Genomic DNA, 15816 nt, shown 5'->3' on the forward strand with positions numbered 1-15816 from the left:
CGCCGGCCAACAACCATTGACCTCTCCGCCGGATCACCACTCTGGCGTGACGCCGCACGACACCGTCACGAAAGGGCGTACGTGGCAGCCACCGATACACGTCAGACTGCTGATTCTCCATCAGAGTCAGAGCCACAATCTCCAGCCGTGGAGGCGGCCACCGTCACCGCTCCGGCAGCCAAGAAGGCTCCGGCGAAAAAGGCCCCCGCCAAGAAGGCAGCAGCAAAGAAGGCTCCGGCCAAGAAAGCTCCCGCCAAGAAGGCAGCAGCAAAGAAGGCCAGCCCCAAGAAGGCCGGCGATCCTGACGCCGAAGACGGCGATGTCGAGTTGGAAGACATCGACATCACGGACGGCGACCTCGCTGAGGTCGAGTCCGATGTCGTCGAGGTCGTAGCAGTCGGCGAAGACGAAGAAACCGCTGCGGAACCGTCCGAGAAGGACAAGGCTTCCGGCGACTTCGTCTGGGACGAAGAAGAGTCCGAGGCCCTCCGTCAGGCACGCAAGGACGCCGAACTGACGGCGTCCGCCGACTCGGTTCGCGCCTACCTCAAGCAGATCGGCAAGGTCGCACTCCTCAACGCCGAAGAGGAAGTCGAACTGGCCAAGCGCATCGAGGCCGGCCTCTACGCCGTCCAGATCATGCAGGATCTTGCCGACAAGGGTGAGAAGCTGCCTGCGGCTCAGCGACGCGACATGAGCTGGATCTGCCGCGACGGAAACCGCGCCAAGAACCACCTCCTCGAAGCCAACCTCCGACTCGTCGTCTCGCTCGCAAAGCGATACACGGGCCGCGGCATGGCCTTCCTCGACCTCATCCAGGAAGGCAATTTGGGCCTGATCCGTGCAGTCGAGAAGTTCGACTACACCAAGGGCTACAAGTTCTCGACCTACGCCACGTGGTGGATCCGTCAGGCCATTACCCGCGCCATGGCCGACCAGGCCCGCACCATCCGTATCCCGGTGCACATGGTCGAGGTCATCAACAAGCTCGGCCGTATCCAGCGTGAGCTGCTCCAGGACCTGGGCCGCGAGCCCACGCCCGAGGAACTCGCCAAGGAAATGGACATCACGCCGGAGAAGGTGCTGGAAATCCAGCAGTACGCGCGTGAGCCCATCTCGCTCGACCAGACCATCGGCGACGAGGGCGACAGCCAGCTCGGTGACTTCATCGAAGACTCCGAAGCTGTTGTCGCAGTCGACGCCGTCTCGTTCACCTTGCTGCAGGATCAGCTGCAGTCGGTCCTCGAGACGCTGTCCGAGCGTGAAGCAGGCGTGGTTCGCCTGCGCTTCGGCCTCACCGACGGTCAGCCGAGGACTTTAGACGAAATCGGACAGGTCTACGGCGTCACGCGTGAGCGTATCCGCCAGATCGAATCGAAGACGATGTCGAAGCTGCGCCACCCGTCGCGTTCGCAGGTTCTGCGCGACTACCTCGACTAGTCACACCGGTCAAGAGAAAAGAGCCGTTCTCCGGGTTTCCGGAGAACGGCTCTTTTGCGCGCCCCGCCTCAGGCCAAGAGTGTGCCCCTGAGTTGTGCGATATCGCCCTCACTCAGTTGCAAGCCGTCCCGGACGTAGTTGTCGAAGTTGCCGTACACCCGATCCACCGTGGCGAAAGAGGTGTCCAGCCAAGACTGTTCGACGCCGTCGATGAACGCGCTCCCCGTTCGAGGTCCGGTGAGGTACTGGTTGCTGAGCATGTAGTCGGCGTTCACGTCCGTGCGGCTCACACCGAGGAGTGTCAGGAGTACCGCGGTCATCCAGCCGGTCCGGTCCTTGCCCGCCGAGCAGTGGTAGAGGACTGCACCGTCGGTGTTCGCGACGTTCGCGAGAGCGTCGTGGAATGCGCGGCTCGCCCCCGGATCGGTCACCATCAACGCGTACATCGTGGGCATGTCCACCAGAGCCGGGAGGTTGGCCGGATTGGTTCCGATGACGTCGAACCAGTTGCTTCGTGCCCCCTCCGGAATGCGGTCCTGCGAGAGCGTACGTTCGACGACGGTGCGGAAGTCGTCCACCGATTCCACTCCGCGTTCGCTCAACGACGACAGATCCGACGGTGTCAGCTTGTCGAGGGCGTTCGAGCGAAACACTTTCCCCCACCGAACCGTGTGCCCGTCCTCGGTGACGTAGCCGCCGATGTCCCGCGCGTTCGACGCTCCCTCGAGGTGCAGTGATCGGTCCGCGGTAGCCTGCGCAGCTGCGGGTCCGGCCTGTTCGAGTGCGGAAATTCCACCGGCGAGCGCCGGGACCGGAGCACACGCGAGGATCGCCGCACACAGGAGTGTCGCGGCCGGGCGGGAGATTCTGTTCGACATCCGGACAGAATAGGACCGCAATCAGGACTTCGTACGAACCTTGATGTACAACGAGGCAACCGGTTCGATAACTCTTGCCGCCACCGGACCGATCACTGCCATCAGGAGTACGTAAGCCGTTGCCAATGCCGCCAATTCGGCGTCGACAGCCCCGGCGGACACTGCGAGCCCGGCGATGATGATGGAGAACTCACCGCGGGCGATCAGAGCAGCACCGGCGCGCGCCTGGCCCATTCGCGCGACACCCTGACGTCTGGCTGCCCATGCCCCGGTGATCAGCTTCGTGATCGCGGTGACGACGGCAAGGATCGCGGCCCACCCGAGAACCGGCGGAATGGAACTGGGATCGGTGTTGAGACCGAAGACCACGAAGAACATCGCGGCGAACAGATCCCGCAGTGGCTCGAGCACGCGACTGGCGTTGTGTGCGGTCGAACCGGAGATCGCGATTCCGAGGAGGAACGCACCCACAGCGGCCGACACCTGCATCGCCGAGCTGATACCGGCAACCAACAGCGCGGCACCGAGCAGTTTGAGCAGCAGCGTCTCACTGTCCGGGCTGTCGAGGAGCGCCGAAACGTACCGTCCGTATCGCAGTGCCACAACCAGAACCACGGTGATGACCAACAACGAGATGCCGACCGCTTCGAGTCCACCCAGGAAGCTGACGCCCGCGAGCATTGCGGTCAGAATCGGCAAGTACAGCGCCATTGCCAGATCTTCGAACACCAGAATCGACAGGACGACCGGCGTTTCGCGGTTACCGAGGCGCCCCAGGTCGCTGAGCACCTTGGCGATGATGCCCGAAGACGAGATGTAGGTGACGCCGGCCATGACCGTCGCCCCCACAATGCCCCAGCCGAGAATCAAGCCGACGACCGCGCCGGGAGTTGCGTTGAGAACGATGTCGACGATGCCCGCTACTCGCGAGCGTTTGAGACCGGTCACGAGTTCGGCCGCGGTGTATTCGAGCCCCAACAGCAACAAGAGCAGGACGATCCCGATCTCACTGGCCAGATGAGAGAACTCGCCGATGTCCCCGAGCTGGATGAAACCGCCCTGCCCGAAGCACAGTCCGCCGATCAGGTAGAACGGGATCGGCGACATCCCGACGCGAGCAGCCAGCCGTCCGAGCAGTCCGAGCGCGAAGAAGACCGCGCCGAGTTCGATCAGTGCAAGGGTGGTTGTGTCCACGCGCCAGTCAGCCGTTGGCCAAGATTTTTGCCGCTGCGGCCAAACCGTCCGGCGTTCCGACTGCTACGAGTAGATCTCCCCCGGTGAAGGTGAAGTCGGGGTTCGGGGACGGGCTAACCTGGCCTGCGCGCATGACAGCGACGATGGAGACGCCGGTACGCGTGCGCATGCCGGTGTCCCCGAGGGTCTGGCCGTCGTAGCGCGAGCCGTCCTTGATGTAGAGCTGTTTGGTTCGAATTCCCGGAAGGTCGCGGTGCTCTTCTTCGAGCTGGGCAACGAGCTGTGGGGCACCCAGGAGATTGCTGAGCGCTGCCGCTTCCTCGGTGGTCAGAGGCAGCGAGGCAGCACACGCGTCAGGGTCATCTGCCTTGGACACGATGAGATCGGTATGACCGTCCCGATGGGTGACGACACCCACGCGACGACCGGAAGACAGAACAAAATCCTTGCGCGTCCCGATCCCCGGTAGTGGGGTGACTTCTACGTTCATATACCAACGGTAGCGCCGATCGGCGACCTGCATCGCGTGAGGGCCGTAATCCGCTTGGCGCCGTTCGCAGTGGGCGTACCGGCGACCTACCGAACCGGTGAAAATACGCCGTTCTCGTCCGGAAAATACTCGACGACAGCGGTGACGGCAGCGACCGGAATCGGGGCGTACAGATGCGGGAAACGCATCGATTCCGGGTCCGAGGGAACACCGGGTTCGTACTTCACCTGACCAACGAGCAAGGCCGGATCGATCGCGAGAAGGACAATATCGTCGCGGCCGGCGAAGATCCGATTCGCCGGGAGATGAACCTGCGCCGGAGTCGACATGTGAACAAATCCCTCGGCCTCGAATCCGTCGGGGATGCGTTCACCGAGCTGTTGTGCCCGCGCCCATTCCTCGCGCGTGCACATGTGGAGCAACTCGACGCTCGCGTCGATACGTGGTTCGCATCCCGGGTTCATCAGCCCAGAATATCGGGCTGACGTCGACGATTCGAATCAGCTGTCAGCGAACAATCTTCACCGAAGAATGCCTGCCCAGCGCATTTCCAGTGAGACACAACACTAAGAAACGGGTTCGGGAACAACCCGTAAACCCCAAACGTCTGTAAGAGTGGATCTACCGCGCCATTCCGACGCGGCGGACCAGGCCCCAGGCACGCGGCCCGAATGCCGCAAAGCCAGTACGGAGGAGTCATGCCCGGAACACTGACCAGCCCACAGTTGACCGCTGCCGACCGGTGCGACCGGTGCGGTGCCGGAGCACGCGTACGCGCCGTGCTTCCCACCGGCGGCGAGCTTCTCTTCTGCGGACACCACGCAACCGAACACGCGGATCGACTTCGCGAGATGAATGCCGTCGTCTCCGAAAGCGAACCCGCAATCTGACCTGTCAGCCGGGGGTGGCCTCTTCACGAGGCGCGCCATGAACGCCAGAACGGGCGATCACAATCACTGTGATCGCCCGTTCTGCCGTTCCGGGGCCGGTATCAGCTGCTACCAGCTGCGTAGGATCGCGATGCGCTCGGTCAGCTGATCGACGGTCGCGATGGCCGTCGGCGGGCCGCCGCACACCCGGCGCAGTTCCGCGTGAATGATGCCGTGGGGCTTACCGGTGCGGTGAACGTTCATCGCTACCAACCCGTTCAACTCCTTGCGGAGCGCACCGAGTTGATCTGCCGTCGCCGCTCGATCGGATACCACTGCCGCAGTGGGTTGCGGGGCGGAGGCCTTGGCCGAGTTGGCCTCGACCTGCGTCTGCTGACGTTGACGCAGCAGCGCCCGCATCTGATCGGCGTCGAGTAGGCCGGGGAGTCCGAGATAGTCGGCTTCCTCGTCACTTCCGGCGAATGTCGCGGTGCCGAAGGATGATCCGTCGTAGATCACCTGGTCGAGCTCGGCGTCGGCACCCAGGGACGTGAACGCCTTCTCCTCCTCGCCCAGTTCGTCCTTCTGCTTGTTCGCATCGGCGAGCAGGTCGTCTTCGAGGCCGTCCTTCTCACGATGAGGCTTCCCGAGTACGTGATCCCGCTGAGCCTCGAGCTGTGCGGCAAGGTCGAGGAGCACCGGTACCGAAGGCAGGAAGACGCTGGCAGTCTCGCCCTTGCGACGCGAACGCACGAAGCGCCCGATCGCCTGAGCGAAGTACAGCGGGGTCGACGCGCTTGTCGCGTACACACCGACAGCCAGACGGGGAACGTCGACGCCCTCGGACACCATCCGGACCGCGACCATCCATTTCTGGTCGCTTGCACCGAATTCGGCGATTCGCTTGGAAGCGGTGGGGTCGTCGGACAGCACGACGGCCGGCTGTTCGCCGGTGATCGCGGCGAGCGCCTTCGCATACTCGCGGGCCACTGTCTGGTCGGTCGCGATGACAAGTCCACCCGCATCGGGCATACCGGTACTGCGCAGCTGCGCCAAACGGGTGTCTGCTGCGTGCAGCACGGCAGGAATCCAGTCCCCGGCAGGGTCCAAGGCCGTCCGCCAGGCCCGAGTCGTCTGCTCGGCGCTCAGCGGCTCGCCGAGCCTGGCGGTGAATTCCTCACCCGCGTTGTTGCGCCACCGCGCTTCGCCCGAGTAGGCGAGAAACACGACGGGTCGCACCACGCCGTCCTTGAGCGCATCCGAATATCCGTAGGAGTGATCGGCTTTCGAGCGGAGCAGACCTTCCTTGTCCGGCTCGTACTCGACGAAAGGAATGGCGCTGTCGTCACTGCGGAACGGCGTTCCGGTCAGCGCGAGCCGCCTGGTCGCGTCGCCGAAAGCCTCACGAATGGCGTCGCCCCAGCTTTTCGCGTCGCCGCCGTGGTGGATCTCGTCGAGGATGACCAGCGTCTTGCGGCCTTCTGTGCGCACACGGTGCTTCGACGGGTGCGAAGCAACCTGAGCGTAGGTCAGCACGACTCCGTGATAGTCACTCGAGGTCTGGCCGGTCGAGTTGGAGAACCGCGAGTCCAATGCCAGGCCGGAGCGCTGAGCGGACTCGGCCCACTGGTGCTTGAGGTGCTCGGTCGGAGCAACGACGGTGATCTGGTCGACCGTCCGGTCGCGGAGCAATTCCGAAGCTACTCGCAGAGCGAAGGTCGTCTTGCCTGCTCCTGGCGTTGCGACCGCCAGGAAGTCACGGGGACTGCTGGAAAGGTATTTGGTCAGTGCACGGCGCTGCCATGCACGAAGGGAACCGGTAGGGGCGCCAGGCTGGGTTCCCGCGGATTGGGCTCCGGCGGGTTCGGTCGAATTGCCGAGTTCGGCTGCCACGGTCTCAGACGTCATAGGCCGCGCCTCCACTGGAATCGCACTGTTGTCTCGCGCTCCTCGAATTTTCATCAATGTCCGGCGACGAGCCTAGCCGCCGCCACCGACGAAAGCCGCACTCGAAGCGCGTACTCATGGCCGTTCTCACTCCGGCCGGCGAGCTTTCACTGCCCTCGCATCCTGCCGACCTGCACGCGAATTGTCTCAGAAATGTGCGACACGTCGGCGCCATGGTTGGGCAACCGGGTGTGTCGTCAGGGATGCTGGAGACATCATGAGTGAAGCGCGAGGCGAGAAGTCGAGCGGAAGTGATCTGCACCACCGCAGATGGCATCCGCTACGCCGCACCGGGCAGTTGATCGGTCGCACGCTGAGCAAGGCCTGGGACGATTCCATCTTCGGAAAGGCGGCTACGGCCGCGTTCTGGCAAACGCTGTCACTCGCTCCCCTGCTGCTCGGCCTTCTCGGGATGATCGGCTACATCGGTGGATGGTTCGGACCCAACACCGTCGAGATCATCGAATCCAAGATCGTCACGTTCAGCGGAACGATCTTCAGCGAAAGCGTCGTCGACCAGATCATCCGTCCGACCGTCACGGACGTTTTGCAGCGCGGACGGCCGGAAATCATCTCGGTCGGCTTCCTGCTCTCCCTGTGGGCGGGATCGTCGGCGATCAGTACGTTCGTCGACTCGATCGTGGAAGCACACGGTCAGCAAGACGCACGCAATCCCATCTGGCAGCGCATCTTCGCCCTGCTGCTCTACGTGATGTTCCTGGTGATGGCGGTGTTCATCCTACCGTTGGTGGCTCTCGGACCGACGCTCGTCGGGCGAGCACTGCCCGCCTCCTGGTACGAAGTGGGATCGAATCTGGTCGACACCTTCTACTACCCCGCGGTCGGCCTACTGGTGATCATCGGCCTCACGACGCTCTACAAGGTCGCTCTGCCGAAGTCGCTGCCGTGGCATCGACTCCTCGCCGGCGCTCTGGTCGCCGGTGTGTTCTTCATGGCCGCCAGCACCGGATTACGCTGGTACCTGGGATTTGTCACCAGCACCGGCTACACGTACGGCGCGCTGGCAACGCCGATCGCATTTCTGCTCTTCACCTTCTTCCTCGGTTTTGCCGTCGTGCTCGGCGCCGAGTTCAACGCGACGGTGCAGGAATTCTGGCCGGCTCGTGCCACCCGGATGGAGCAGATGCGAGAGTGGCTCGCTTCTCAGAACACCGACGACGCCACGGGCCCGGTCACCAACCTGACCTGGCACCTGGCCACCAGCCCGATCCGCATCTCGGGCGACAAAGCGGATCCAGCCGCGGTTCCCTCGTACGGACGGCCGCGCAGCAGACAAACGGCGAGCAACCAAACGGAGTCGCGCCGGAACTCCTGCAACGACCAAGATCCTGTCGGCAAGCCGGAGACAGACGCGAAGAGCCCGGCGACCGACAGCGTCGAGGCTGTCGATCCGCCGAGCTCTGGAAGTACTGCCGCTCGCGTGACCCGAGGTCAGTCGCCCTTACGGAGTCCTTCGTAAATCTTCTTGCAGTCCGGGCACACCGGTGATCCGGGCTTGGCGGACTTCGTCACGGGAAACACCTCGCCGCACAGCGCGACGACATGGGTGCCCATGACTGCGCTCTCGGCGATCTTGTTCTTCTTCACGTAGTGGAAGAACTTCGGGGTGTCGTCGTCGGTCGTTTCGTCGGTGGAGACGTCGGGACGTTCCTTGGTTTGAGTGCTCACCCCTCCAATAATGCCGTCTCCGTCACAGCGGTGCGACCTACGGGTCGTGTGCAATTGTCGGCCGAGAGTGGAACAGTGGAGTCATGGCACGAAATGGCGCGTTCGGCAGGTCCGACGAGGCCGGGACTCCCGACAATCCCGTACTGATCACCGAAGCGCAGAAGTCCGTCGAAGAACAGCACAAAGCCCGAGTGCGCAAGTACATGATCATCATGTCCTTCCGGTTCCCGGCGTTGATCCTCGCGGCGATCGCGTACGGCATCTGGGCCAACGCCTGGATCTCGATGCTCATCATCGGTGCATCCATTCCGCTTCCCTGGATCGCCGTCCTGATCGCCAACGACCGACCACCGCGCACCAAGGACGAGCCGAGTCGATACGACGGGCGAAAGAAGACCGCAGGCGAGATCGAATCCGCGACGCACCACACCATCGAAGGCTGACAAGTTCCGCCTGCGAGAATGACCGGGTGAGAAGCGAAACGCTCCTGTCCATCACCCCTGCGCTGCGTGAGGCTCTGCTTCGCAATCGATTCGACACCGGAACCATGCTCGACGCATTGGGGCCCGAAGTTCACGCCGCTCTCGGCCGTAGTGAGCCGGTACCTGTCCGCCGCGCCAGCCTCGACCACGGGGATCTGGGCGTTCTCATCAGACTGTTCCTTCTCGCCGATGACTGCCCCGCGGCCGATGTCGCTGCGGCGCTGGCTCCGTTGACAATGGCGCAGTGCGTCGATGCCGGTCTGCTCGAAGGTGAGAACTTCGACAGTGAGAACCCGCTGGTGCGGGCCGCGGTCGATCTTCGCCCCATCGACGTCGGCGACGGCGATCGTTGGGTGATCTCGGATCTCGACGGCGGAATCCGCCCGAAGAAGGCCACAGCCGATCACGTGCTCGGTGTCGGCCATGCATCGCTGTCCTTGTTGCAGGCCACGCCTACCGCGAGGGTCGGCAGCGTGCTCGACCTCGGCACGGGATGCGGCATCCAAGCCCTGCACGCGAACACGTATGCCGATTCGGTCACCGCAACCGACATCAATCAACGCGCGGTCGATCTGACGGCCGCGACCATGGCGCTCAACGGACTCGACGTCGAACTGCTTCAAGGGTCCTGGTTCGAACCGGTCGAGGGTCGAACCTTCGACCAGGTGGTCGCCAATCCCCCGTTTGTCGTCGGCGAGGCACGCGTCCATCACACGTACCGCGATTCCGGCCTCGATCTCGACGGTGCGAGCGAATTGATGATCTCGCGCTCGATCGACTACCTGAACCCCGGCGGCACGGCAGCACTGTTGGCGTCGTGGGTGCACATCGAAGGGCAGGACTGGCGTTCGCGGATCGCGTCGTGGCTGCCGGCGCACGGAGTCGATGCCTGGGTCGTGCAGCGCGACGTGGCGGATCCGGCTCTGTACGTCGGAACGTGGCTCAAGGACGGCGGGCAGGATCCACGGGACCCGGAAACGGCGTCCAGGGCGAACGCCTGGCTTGACCACTTCGAAGAAGCCGACGTCGAAGGCGTCGGATTCGGGTTCGTCTTCCTCCGCCGCACCGACTTCCCCACCGATCTGATGGCCGAGGACCTCATGCACGGCTTCTCGGACCCACTCGGGGCCGAGTCGTCGGCGTACTTCGATCGTCTTGCCTGGTTGCGTGAACACGACGTCCTCGAGGAACGATTCGTCCTCGATCCGGACACGGCTCTCGAACGCGTCTACCTCCCCGGTGACGAGGGATGGCAGCAAGTGGTCACGCGCGTTCACCGTGGCAACGGACCGCACTGGCAGCACGAGATCGACGAGCTCGGTGCTGCGCTGCTCGCCGGGCTCCGAGCGGACGGATTGGTGGTCGACGAACTGGTGGAACTTCTCGCCGCTGCGAACGGCGAAGACCCTGACCAGCTACGTGAGGCCGTCGTCACACTGCTGGTCTCGCTGGTCCGTCACGGGTTGGTGCTTCCCGTCACGAATTGAGTTCCCGGCGGGTTGCAGATTTTTGTGTTCTCAGCAACTTCTCAGGACGACCGGGAAATAACTGCAGGTCACGACGATTTAGCGGAAATCGGCACGGGAACTTTCCCGGAACTCTCACACGTTGAACTGTGTGAGAGACCGCCGATAGGGAGGCAAGTCATGACAAGCCCCAGCACCACTACTCGCATTCGTCCGAGCGCCGCAGATCTGGACGCCCAGAGCCCGGCCGCAGACCTGGTCCGCGTCTACCTGAACGGGATCGGTCGTACCGCACTGCTGACAGCCGCAGACGAGGTCGAACTGGCGAAGCGAATCGAAGCGGGGCTGTACGCCAGCCACGTTCTTGCCACGGGAAAGCGCCTGACAGTCGCCAAGAAGAGGGATCTCGCAACGATCGTTCGCGAGGGACAGTCGGCGCGTAGCCACCTCCTGGAAGCGAACCTGCGACTCGTCGTCTCGCTGGCCAAGCGCTACACCGGTCGCGGTATGCCGCTCCTCGATCTCATTCAAGAAGGCAACCTCGGACTCATCCGTGCCATGGAGAAGTTCGACTACGCCAAGGGCTTCAAGTTCTCGACGTACGCCACCTGGTGGATCCGTCAGGCGATCACCCGCGGAATGGCTGATCAGAGCCGCACCATCCGGCTCCCAGTCCACCTCGTGGAGCAGGTCAACAAGCTCGCCCGCATCAAGCGCGAACTGCACCAGCAGCTCGGGCGCGAAGCGACGGACGACGAGTTGGCCGAAGAGTCGGGCATCCCGGCGCACAAGATCGCCGATCTGCTCGACCACAGCCGCGACCCGGTAAGCCTCGACATGCCTGTCGGCAACGACGAAGAAGCGCCCTTGGGCGATTTCATCGAAGATTCCGAGGCGACCTCGGCTGAGAACGCCGTCATCGCCGGTCTGCTGCACAGCGATGTGCGCAGCGTGCTCGGGACTCTCGACGAGCGTGAACAGCAGGTCATCCGGCTCCGCTACGGTCTCGACGACGGCCAGCCCCGCACCCTCGATCAGATCGGTAAGCTCTTCGGTCTCTCGCGCGAGCGGGTTCGTCAGATCGAGCGTGAGGTCATGGGCAAGCTCCGTGTCGGTGATCGCGCCGAGAAACTGCGGTCATACGCCAGCTGATCGAACACAGCACGTGCGTCGGCGCGCCACACCACTCGCGCTGACGCACCGCACAGAGCACCGGCCACCGCTATTTCCCTCCCCCTCGGGAAATGTGCGGTGGCCGGTGTTGTTCGCTGTATCCACCCCAACCGCTGTATCTACCGCAACCGCCTGGGCCCAAGGTCGATTGCGCTCGGTTCAGGTCCGATTCGGACGCGTGAATCGGTGATCTCTGCTCCCGTGGCCGAAGCGAGTACCGGCTCGCAGGCCAGTTCGCGGACTTCGGGAAGGTCGTCGGCCAGCGCCGAGATGCGCTGAACCAGATCCACCAACGCACCCTTGTTGACCGGAACGGCGTTGCGATATCCGGACAGAAGCGGTGCCGCCTTGGGTGCGTCGATCAATTCGGTTGCCGCGTCCTCGGTGAGTGGCAGCACGCGATAGGCACGGTCGCCGAGGAGGTCCGAGATCACACCGGCGAGCCCGAACGAGATCAGCGAGCCGAAGGACGGGTCGTCCTGGACACCGACCACACATCCGATGCCCTTGGTCGCCATTTTCTGCACGTGCAGCAGCGGTTCACCGGACGCGGCCGCAAGGTCGCGGTATGCGAGGCGCACCGATTCCGGTCCACTCAGATCCAGCCTGACGCCGCCCAGATCCGGTCGGTGACGCCACATTTCGCCGGTTGCCTTGACCGCGACCGGATAGCCGACCGCATCCGCTGCCTCTACAGCTTCGTCTTCGCTCAGGACCGAACGGAATTCGACGACGGCGACGCCGTAGCACTCGAGGAGAGCCGCCGCTTCCACGTCCGAAAGCCAACGCCCAGGCGAGTTTTCGAGCCAATCGGCCACCATCTTCTGGGCTCGTTCGGAGTCGATTCCCACAGGGCGAACAACCTTCGACGCAGGCTTGCTGCGCCACTCCGCGTAACGCCAAGCCCTCGCCAACGCCAGTGCGGCACGCTCCGGCCCCGGGTAGGAAGGCACCGAACCGCGGGTCGGGTTACCGACTTCGTCACGAACCGCCAGGACGTCCGGCACACCCTCGGCCGCGAGGAACGTCGTGAGAATCGGCTTGTCCGACCCGGCCACCGCGTCTTTGAGCGCTTTCGCGAACGGCTCGACCGGTATGGCAACGGGGGGAACGAAGACGGCGATGACGGCATCGACGTCGAACGACGCCAACGCGTCGCGCACGGCCGTGGCGAACAGTTCCGGGCTCGCCTGTGCGCCGAGGTCGACGGGGTCGCTGACTTGCAAACCTTCACTGCGGGCGGCGTCCGCAGCAAGGACACCGAGCGCGGTCGAGTTGCCGATGACGGCAAGCCGTGGACCGGCCGGCAACGGCTGATATCCGAAGAGCAGCGCACAGTCGAACAACTGTGAGATGGAGCCGACCTGGATGACGCCGGCCTGTTCGAAGAGGGCGCGGACGATCGAATCGTCGATCTCGACTCCGGTGGCCGCAAGCACTGGCGGAACCGCGTGCCGACCGCTCTTGACCGCGACGATCGGCTTCTTCCGCGCAACTCGACGGGCGATGCGGGAGAACTTTCGGGGGTTGCCGAAGCTCTCCAGGTAGAGAAGTACCACTTCGGTGGACTGGTCGGAATCCCAGTACTGCAGAAGGTCGTTGCCCGAGACATCCGCACGGTTACCGGCGGAAACGAAGGCGGACAATCCGATTCGGCTGCGCGCGGCTTCGTCGAGAATGGCGATGCCGAGCGCGCCGGACTGACAGAAGAAGCCCACGTTGCCTGCCACCGGCAAAACCGGCGCGAGCGTCGCATTCAACGAAATCGCCGGGTCGTTGTTCGCGACGCCCAGCGCATTCGGGCCGATGAGCCGCATTCCGTGGGCGCGGGCCGCGTGAACGAGTTTGCGTTCGGACGAGCGCCCGTCCGGACCACTCTCACTGAAGCCGGACGAGACGACCACCAGCGCTTTGACGCCCTTGTCGAGGCAGTCGTCGAGTACCGAATTGATCGATTCCGCAGGAACCGCCACGACAGCCAGGTCGACGTCGTCGGGGATGTCGCGAACCGTCGGGTACGCCCGCACCCCGTGCACCGACCGATGCTCGGCATTGACGGGGTAAACAGGTCCGGTGAATCCGCCGCGCAGCAGGTTGGTCAACACCGCGTTGCCCACCTTGGCAGGGTCCGCCGATGCGCCGATCACGGCCACCGATCGTGGGCTGAGTACGTTACCCATGCTGCGTGCTTCGGCTGCCCGCTCCCGCGAATTACGTACCGAAACAAGCGCTTCCGTCGGGTCGATCGCAAATTCGAGTCGCAGTACGCCGCCGTCGAACGAGCGACTCACCTGGTACCCGGCCTCACGGAAGACCGTCACCATGTTGCGGTTCTCGGAGAGGACTTCGGCGACGAACATCGTCAGACCGTTCTCGGCCGCTGCTGCAGCCAGGTATTCGAGCAGGATCGGTCCGAGGCCGCGCCCCTGGTGTGCGTCGGCGACGACAAAGGCGACCTCGGCAGACTTGCCGTCCCCTACGTCGAGGAGTCGCTCGTATCGTCCCACCGCGATGATCTCGTCGCCGAGCATCATCACGAACGCGACGCGATTGTGGTGGTCGACGGTCGTGAAATTCTTGACGTCGCGCGCCGACATCGTGGGGTACGGGCCGAAGTACCGCAGGTAACGCGTGCGCTCGGAGAGTTTGCCGTGGAATTCGACGAGCTTGTCCGCATCCTCGGGAACGATGGGTCGCAGCGCCACAGCACCTCCGTCGGAGGCGAGGACGTCGACTACCCACGAATGCGGATAGGTGTGGGCGGGATCGGTCGCGGGAACCTCACCGCTCGTTCCGGCTCCGGCTGCTTCGGTATCGGACTGTTCAGTCACGGGGATCCTCCGGGTCGAGTCCGAGTAGCGGGAACGAAGCGCGGCGCGTCGCGATGATCGCCGAGTCGATGCGGGTGAGCGCACGGTCCACCGAGGCGACGCCTGTCTCCGGTGTACCACCCGGGCCGTCCCACGGCGTGTAAGCGACATTGCCGCCGTCACCCATGGTCGGCGGGAGGTCGACGCTCGGCGCACGAAGTTTCGTCGAGTCCTTCCAGTCTTCGGGGACAGCTGTGTCGACGTCGATCTCGCGATCGAGCGCGGCCGCGATCAGGTGGGTCCAGGCTCTCGGCACGACACGAACCAGTCCGTATCCCCCGCCGCCGACCGCCAGCCACCGTCCCTCGGAGTAGCGGTCGGCGAGGTCGCGCATCGCCAGGAACGCGGCACGCTGACCGTCGACGGTGAGGGCGAGGTCCGCGAGCGGGTCCTCGCGATGCGAATCCACCCCGCACTGGCTGATGATGATCTGCGGGCGGAAGGCTGCAATGGCACCCGGGACGACGGCGTGAAAAGCGCGCAGCCACAACGCGTCGACGGTCCCGGGCAGGACCGGGATGTTCACCGCTGTACCTTCGGCCGCGCCGTCGCCGACTTCGCTCGACCACCCGGTGTTGGGCCACAACGTTGCCGGATGCTGGTGCAGCGAGACCGTGAGTACTCGGGGGTCCCCGAGGAACGCATGTTGCACACCGTCTCCGTGGTGAGCGTCGACGTCGATGTAGGCGATGCGGTCGTAACCGTTGTCGAGCAGCCACGAAATCGCCACAGCCGCATCGTTGTAGACGCAGAATCCCGAAGCCCAATCGGCCATCGCATGGTGCATGCCGCCGCCGATGCTGACCGCGCGGCGCGTACGTCCCGAAGCGATTTCCTGCGCTGCGGCCAACGATCCGCCGGCAAGGATCGCACTCGCTTCGTGCATGTGCGGGAACACGGGGTTGTCCTCGGTACCCAACCCGTGGGGAACATCCTGGCCGCTCACACCGTTGTTCGCAGAGTTACCCGCGTCTTTGACCGCTGCAAGATATGCCGGTGTGTGGATTCGGAGGAGGTCGGCATCGGACGCGGCGCTCGGTTCGAGAAACTCGATGCCCTCGAGAAGTCCGAGGCTTCGCGAGAGCGCCATCGTGAGATCCAGACGGGTGGGATTCATCGGGTGATCGGCGCTCCACCGATAGCTCAGGTACTCCGGACTCCACACCACGACTCGATTCGCTCGAGACGCCGCGGGGTCCCCGTCAGATCTGATCGACGCGGTCATGGGATCACGCTACTTCCTTCTCGTTTCGTGCCGCACACCACACTCGTGGCCCGCTAAGGAGACCGAGATCGAGTGACACGAATCCATTTCGGG

At 64.0% G+C, this 15816-nt stretch carries 14 protein-coding genes; 6 read left to right on the forward strand and 8 right to left on the reverse strand.

The features are described 5' to 3' along the window. Positions 1–15 precede the first annotated feature (15 nt). Entirely contained in the window at positions 16–1440 is a 1425-nt protein-coding gene (locus tag ACFQ6Y_RS07245; RefSeq protein WP_370333980.1) for an RNA polymerase sigma factor, read from the forward strand. A gap of 68 nt (positions 1441–1508) precedes the next feature. Here the strand turns inward: ACFQ6Y_RS07245 and ACFQ6Y_RS07250 are convergent, their stop codons facing one another. The 4 genes from ACFQ6Y_RS07250 to ACFQ6Y_RS07265 form a co-directional block, all read right to left on the reverse strand. Further along, positions 1509–2318, reverse strand: coding sequence for a tyrosine-protein phosphatase (locus ACFQ6Y_RS07250; RefSeq protein ID WP_378630596.1), 810 nt, complete (start codon positions 2316–2318; stop codon positions 1509–1511). 21 nt (positions 2319–2339) lie between these two features. After that, the gene (locus ACFQ6Y_RS07255) at positions 2340–3512 is read right to left on the reverse strand and encodes a cation:proton antiporter (RefSeq protein ID WP_378445818.1); all 1173 of its coding nucleotides are present in this window, start codon (positions 3510–3512) and stop codon (positions 2340–2342) included. 7 nt (positions 3513–3519) lie between these two features. Continuing rightward, a complete protein-coding gene (locus tag ACFQ6Y_RS07260; protein ID WP_021344116.1) occupies positions 3520–4002 on the reverse strand; it encodes a cation:proton antiporter regulatory subunit in 483 nt (160 codons plus the stop codon). An 86-nt stretch (positions 4003–4088) separates the two neighbouring features. Beyond that, positions 4089–4466, reverse strand: coding sequence for a DUF952 domain-containing protein (locus ACFQ6Y_RS07265; protein WP_378630598.1), 378 nt, complete (start codon positions 4464–4466; stop codon positions 4089–4091). Between the two features lie 234 nt (positions 4467–4700). Between ACFQ6Y_RS07265 and ACFQ6Y_RS07270 the strand changes: the two genes are divergently transcribed. Further along, on the forward strand, positions 4701–4892 hold the full coding sequence (locus ACFQ6Y_RS07270) for a hypothetical protein (protein ID WP_003942643.1): 192 nt from the start codon (positions 4701–4703) through the stop codon (positions 4890–4892). 108 nt (positions 4893–5000) lie between these two features. On the opposite strand, the gene ACFQ6Y_RS07275 is transcribed toward ACFQ6Y_RS07270, so the two are convergent. Next, positions 5001–6779 carry a DEAD/DEAH box helicase gene (locus tag ACFQ6Y_RS07275; protein WP_378630600.1) on the reverse strand — a complete coding sequence of 593 codons (1779 nt, stop codon included), beginning with the start codon at positions 6777–6779 and terminating at the stop codon, positions 5001–5003. A 256-nt stretch (positions 6780–7035) separates the two neighbouring features. Between ACFQ6Y_RS07275 and ACFQ6Y_RS07280 the strand changes: the two genes are divergently transcribed. Next, complete coding sequence (locus ACFQ6Y_RS07280) at positions 7036–8298, forward strand: YhjD/YihY/BrkB family envelope integrity protein (protein WP_378630602.1); 1263 nt, start codon at positions 7036–7038, stop codon at positions 8296–8298. Here the strand turns inward: ACFQ6Y_RS07280 and ACFQ6Y_RS07285 are convergent. Beyond that, positions 8271–8507 carry a DUF3039 domain-containing protein gene (locus ACFQ6Y_RS07285; protein ID WP_003942602.1) on the reverse strand — a complete coding sequence of 79 codons (237 nt, stop codon included), beginning with the start codon at positions 8505–8507 and terminating at the stop codon, positions 8271–8273. The genes ACFQ6Y_RS07280 and ACFQ6Y_RS07285 overlap by 28 nt on opposite strands. Before the next feature lie 83 nt (positions 8508–8590). Here ACFQ6Y_RS07285 and ACFQ6Y_RS07290 point away from each other — a divergent pair, with 83 nt between their 5' ends. The 3 genes from ACFQ6Y_RS07290 (at position 8591) to ACFQ6Y_RS07300 (ending at position 11607) form a co-directional block, all read left to right on the forward strand. Continuing rightward, a complete protein-coding gene (locus ACFQ6Y_RS07290) occupies positions 8591–8950 on the forward strand; it encodes a DUF3099 domain-containing protein (protein ID WP_019748237.1) in 360 nt (119 codons plus the stop codon). Positions 8951–8976: 26 nt separating this feature from the next. Then, a complete protein-coding gene (locus tag ACFQ6Y_RS07295) occupies positions 8977–10476 on the forward strand; it encodes a methyltransferase (protein WP_378630604.1) in 1500 nt (499 codons plus the stop codon). A 159-nt stretch (positions 10477–10635) separates the two neighbouring features. Continuing rightward, positions 10636–11607 (forward strand): sigma-70 family RNA polymerase sigma factor, encoded by a 972-nt coding sequence (locus ACFQ6Y_RS07300; protein WP_003942639.1) that lies wholly within the window; start codon positions 10636–10638, stop codon positions 11605–11607. A 140-nt stretch (positions 11608–11747) separates the two neighbouring features. Here the strand turns inward: ACFQ6Y_RS07300 and ACFQ6Y_RS07305 are convergent, their stop codons facing one another. Continuing rightward, on the reverse strand, positions 11748–14459 hold the full coding sequence (locus ACFQ6Y_RS07305) for a GNAT family N-acetyltransferase (RefSeq protein ID WP_378630606.1): 2712 nt from the start codon (positions 14457–14459) through the stop codon (positions 11748–11750). Continuing rightward, positions 14452–15723 (reverse strand): acetoin utilization protein AcuC, encoded by a 1272-nt coding sequence (locus ACFQ6Y_RS07310; protein ID WP_378630608.1) that lies wholly within the window; start codon positions 15721–15723, stop codon positions 14452–14454. The genes ACFQ6Y_RS07305 and ACFQ6Y_RS07310 overlap by 8 nt, the downstream gene beginning before the upstream one ends. Between the last annotated feature and the right edge of the window lie 93 nt (positions 15724–15816).

This window comes from Rhodococcus sp. NPDC056516, from assembly GCF_042794655.1.
Lineage (GTDB): Bacteria > Actinomycetota > Actinomycetes > Mycobacteriales > Mycobacteriaceae > Rhodococcus_F.

Excerpts from the sequence above, each read along its gene's own strand:
- ACFQ6Y_RS07250 (WP_378630596.1), bottom strand. The coding sequence starts at position 2,318 with ATGTCGAACAGAATCTCCCGCCCGGCCGCGACACTCCTGTGTGCGGCG.
- ACFQ6Y_RS07275 (WP_378630600.1), bottom strand. The coding sequence starts at position 6,779 with ATGACGTCTGAGACCGTGGCAGCCGAACTCGGCAATTCGACCGAACCC.
- ACFQ6Y_RS07260 (WP_021344116.1), bottom strand. The coding sequence starts at position 4,002 with ATGAACGTAGAAGTCACCCCACTACCGGGGATCGGGACGCGCAAGGAT.
- ACFQ6Y_RS07310 (WP_378630608.1), bottom strand. The coding sequence starts at position 15,723 with ATGACCGCGTCGATCAGATCTGACGGGGACCCCGCGGCGTCTCGAGCG.
- ACFQ6Y_RS07265 (WP_378630598.1), bottom strand. The coding sequence starts at position 4,466 with ATGAACCCGGGATGCGAACCACGTATCGACGCGAGCGTCGAGTTGCTC.
- ACFQ6Y_RS07300 (WP_003942639.1), top strand. The coding sequence starts at position 10,636 with ATGACAAGCCCCAGCACCACTACTCGCATTCGTCCGAGCGCCGCAGAT.
- ACFQ6Y_RS07270 (WP_003942643.1), top strand. The coding sequence starts at position 4,701 with ATGCCCGGAACACTGACCAGCCCACAGTTGACCGCTGCCGACCGGTGC.
- ACFQ6Y_RS07280 (WP_378630602.1), top strand. The coding sequence starts at position 7,036 with ATGAGTGAAGCGCGAGGCGAGAAGTCGAGCGGAAGTGATCTGCACCAC.
- ACFQ6Y_RS07290 (WP_019748237.1), top strand. The coding sequence starts at position 8,591 with ATGGCACGAAATGGCGCGTTCGGCAGGTCCGACGAGGCCGGGACTCCC.